Origin of the sequence: Streptomyces sp. PA03-1a, from assembly GCF_033792805.1 — a bacterium.
Taxonomy (GTDB): domain Bacteria; phylum Actinomycetota; class Actinomycetes; order Streptomycetales; family Streptomycetaceae; genus Actinacidiphila.
The window spans coordinates 1-4,091 of the sequence record NZ_JARAVO010000408.1; the positions used below are offsets into that span (position 1 = coordinate 1).

At 74.5% G+C, this 4,091-nt stretch carries 3 protein-coding genes; all 3 read right to left on the reverse strand.

The window, feature by feature from the left end; genetic code table 11:
- On the reverse strand, positions 1 to 1,093 hold a 1,093-nt coding region (locus PV341_RS44075; RefSeq protein WP_500360870.1), incomplete at its 3' end, for a protein kinase domain-containing protein.
- Positions 1,094 to 1,174: 81 nt separating this feature from the next.
- Positions 1,175 to 3,040 carry a serine/threonine-protein kinase gene (locus tag PV341_RS44080; protein ID WP_500360872.1) on the reverse strand — a complete coding sequence of 622 codons (1,866 nt, stop codon included), beginning with the start codon at positions 3,038 to 3,040 and terminating at the stop codon, positions 1,175 to 1,177.
- Positions 3,041 to 3,161: 121 nt separating this feature from the next.
- Positions 3,162 to 4,091, reverse strand: a 930-nt coding sequence (locus tag PV341_RS44085) for a serine/threonine kinase C-terminal domain-containing protein (RefSeq protein WP_500360874.1), incomplete at its 5' end; no start/stop codon positions are given.

Consider the following 4,091-nt stretch of genomic DNA (forward strand, 5'->3'; position numbering starts at 1 on the left):
GGGCGGGTACGGGGTCGGCGGCGGCCTTGCGGCGGCGCACCAGTTCGCCGCGGCGCCGTACGACCGGCAGCTTGTGCGGATCGTCGGCGGGCACGGGCACCGTGCTCAGCCCCAGGTCCGGCTCGGGCGCGGACCGGACGAGCGAGCGCAGCCAGCCGCGCAGCTCCTCCGCGTCGGGCCGCTCCTCCGGGTCCTGGCGGAGCAGGGACTCCACGACGGGCCGCAGCGGGCCGCACTCCTCGGCGTACGCGGGCGGCTCGGCGATGACCAGCTGGACCAGTTCCGCCGTGCTCTCCTCCGGGAACGGCGGATGCCCCTGGACGCTGCGGAACAGCAGGGACCCCAGCGCCCACAGGTCGGCGGCCGGGCCGACCGGCGGGGCGAGCTGCCAGTTCTCGTGGACCTCGGTGGCCTGCTCCGGGGCCCACCGCTCGGTGACCGGGCCGACCACGGTGAGCCGGGCCTGCCGGGCGCGCTCCAGCTCCAGCGCGGAGTGCGGGCCGTCCCAGCTGCCGCCGGGTGCCTCACCGCCCCCGGCCATGGCGGGCACCGGCACCGGGTTGTACCCGCACAGCGCCTCCTGGGCGGCGCCCACGGCCAGGCCCGAGAGCATCGCCCGGCCGTCGTCGCAGACCAGCACGGTCCGGCCGGTGACGTTGCGGTGGACCCAGCCCTGCGTGTGCAGCACGCGCAGCGCGGTCAGCACGTCGGAGGCCACTTCGGCGGCACGGTACGGGCTGAGCCGCTTGTCGGCGAGGACCGCGGCGAGCGGGCGGGCGGCGACCAGCTCGCTCACTATCCACACGCTGCCGTCCTCGACGAAGATGTCGAAGACCTGCACCAGCCGGGGGTGATCGGGTATCGCGGCCGCGGCCCGCGCCGCCTCCAGGGCCCGGCGGGCGGTGTCCCCGCCGTCACCGTGCTGGGGCTCGGGCTCGGCGCTGACGACCTCGGGGAGCAGGACCTGGCGTATCAGCACCTCCTGGTTGCTGAAGGTGTCCCAGGCCCGGGTCTCCACCAGTTCGAACTCGTCGGCGGGCGGCCGCGGCAGGCGGTAGCGGTCGGCCAGTACGCGTCCCGCGTAGTCGTCCACGACGCCTCCCCAAAGCGTCAGATCCGATCCGTTCTGGATGCGGACAGTCCGCAATGACTCACGATACGTGCTCGAGCGGCGTCACTTGGCCGGTTTGAAGGTCTTGTAGAGCGCCTCACGCATCTCCGTGGTCTTCTTGCCGTTCCACCCGGCGTCCGGCGCGATGAAGAGGATGGCGTATCCGTGACTGTCGTCCACGACGAAGCCGCGATTGACGGCGCGCATCTTGGTGCCGCCGGAGGTGTAGGTGAACTCCCAGTCGGCGGCGGTGCGGTAGCCGCGGTAGTCCACGTCCTTTATGGACACCCGCTGGTAACCGGGGAACCTGGCCGCGGTGCCCGACTCGTTCTGGCGCCAGGCGTCCGCCGCGCTCTTGCCCGGGCTGTGGGTGTAGTCGACCTGGACCCGGGGGCTGTGGCGGGCGTTGAAGATCCAGCCGTTGCCGGCCCGCTCCTTGTTCGCGGCCCAGCCGGCCGGCAGCGCTATCAAGAAGCCCTCGGAGTCGGTGTAGGTCTTCCAGCCGGCCGGAACGGCGGCGGCGCCGTCCTTCCCGCTGCCGGAGCCGCCCGAGGACCCGGAGGAGGAACTGCCCGAACCCTTGCCGGAGTTGTCGTCGTTCCCCTTGTCGTCGCCGCCCTTGCCGGAGCCGTCCTCGCTCCCCTTGCCCTGGTCGTCGCCGCCCTTGCCGTCCTGGACGCCGTCGTCACCGGACTTGGGGCTCGCCGAGGCGGGCGGCTTGGCGGGCTGCCTGGCGCCCGGGTCGTCGTCGCCCTGGGCGGCCCAGAACCCGATCCCGGTCCCGAGCAGCGCGAGGGCCAGCACGACCGCCGCGAAGAGCAGTCCGCGGCGGCGGCGCTCGTCCAGCGAGGCCAGGAGCGGCACCCGGGGGGCGGCGGCTGGGGCGGGGACCGGTACCGGCGCGACCGGCGCGGACGCGGTCGCCGGGGTGACCGCGGCCGCCGGGGCGGTCTCGGGCTCCGGCTTGGCCTTGGCGGCCCGCAGCGCCGCCTGGTCGGCGGCGGCGGCCCGGGTGGCCGGCGGCGCGTCGGTGGGCGTCGGCTGCGGGTCGGAGGGCGGCAGCGGCATGGTGCGCGTGGCTTCCGCGACCGGGACGTCCGGCGCGTGGGCGACGCCGGTGAGCAGCGGGCGCACACCCGCGTCGTCCAGCCGCAGCTCGGGGTCCTTGTTGAGCAGCCCCTGGATCGCGTCGGCCAGCGGGCCCGCGTTGCGCGGGGTGCGCAGCGGCTCGGTCATGACCGCCGTGAGCGTGGCGATGGCGGAGCCCTTGTCGTACGGCGGCCGGCCCTCGATCGAGGCGTACAGCAGGGCGCCCAGCGACCACAGGTCGGCCGGCGGGCCCGGCTTCTGGCCGCGCGCCCGCTCCGGCGAGATGTACGAGGGAGCGCCGACGAGCATGCCGGTGGAGGTGACCGACGGGTCGCCGTCGATCTGGGCGATGCCGAAGTCACTGAGCACGACGCGGCCGTCGTCGGCGATCAGGACGTTGGACGGCTTCACGTCGCGGTGGAGGATGCCCTCCTTGTGGGCGGCCCGCAGGACGTCCAGGACGGTCAGCCCGACCTCGGCGGCCCGCTTGGGCGTGAGCGGTCCGTCCTCGCGGATCGCGTCCGACAGCGAGCGGCCCTCGACCAGCTCCATGACGATCCAGGGCCGGCCGTCCTCCTCGACGACGTCGAAGACCGTCACGGCCCCGGTGTTGCGGATCCGGGCGGTCGCCTTGGCCTCGCGCAGGGTGCGGGTCACCAGGCGGCGCTTCTCGTCCTCGTCGATGTTGTGCGGGAAGCGCAGCTCCTTCACGGCGACCGTGCGACCGAGCGTCTCGTCGACGGCCCGCCAGACGGTACCCATGCCGCCCTTGCCGAGGACGGCGCCGAGACGGTAGCGGTCGGCGATGAGACGCTGGTCGGTGTCGTGCGCCTGGCCCATGAATTCCCTCTGCCGTCGCTGAAGATGAAGCTCCCTCATCGCCTGCTGTCGGCGACCGGGGGATGGAGACCTCCATCATCCCTGACTCGGGGCCGTGGTCCCACCCCGGCCCCGACGTGTGCTAGTCGTGGACGACGAGTCCGGCCACCGCGTTGTCGAAGACCGGCCGGAAATCACCCCATTGAGCCGTCGGCGCGGAGAGGTAGACGGCGAACTCGCGTTCACCGGGCTCCCCGAAGCCCAGGTCGATGGCGCGGAAGTCGCGGGCCTTGCCCTCGAAGCTGAACTCCCAGATGGCCGCCGGGCGCTCGCGCCAGCGGGTGCTCTGCATGCGCAGCCGCTCGTACCCGGGCAGCTTGGGGATGGTCTGCTGTTCCTCTTCCTCGAAGTGCTCCAGCGGGTCGTTGGCCGCGTAGTCCAGCGTGCCGATCCGCATGCCGGCCAGACCGGTCGGGTCGACGTAGATGACCTGCTGGCCGTCGTCGCTGACCTTGCGGGTCCACCCGTCGGGCACCGGGACCGAGAACCCGCGGTCCGGTTCCTCCGCCAGGTGGTAGCCGGCCGGCACGGGCGACGGGCCCGGCACGGACGGTGCGGGCGAGGATGGCGAGGAGGGTGAGGGGGGCGACGACGTCGCGGAATGGCTCGGCCGCGCCCCGTCGCCCTGCGCGCCGCCGGCGCTGCCGAAGTGCTCGGCGGCGTAGAACCCGCCGCCCGCGAGGGCGGCGGCCAGCGCCACGGCCACCAGCACCCGTACGCCGGTGCGGCGACGCCGCTCCGGGGCGGGCGGCGGGACCGGGACCCCCGAGGGGACCGTGGGGGCGGGCGACGGCGCGGGCTGCGCGGCCGGTGCCGGGGGCCGGACGACGGCGGTCGGCGCGGTGTGCAACAGGGTGAGGCTCTCGCGGGGGACGCTGGCGGTCTCGGTCTCGGCGGCGCTCGCCCGCAGCATCCGCTCGGCCTCCGCCGCCGACAGACGCCGCTCCGGCTCCCGCACCAGCAACCCCGCGATGACCGGCGCCAACGGCCCCGCCCGGCCCGCCACCGGCAC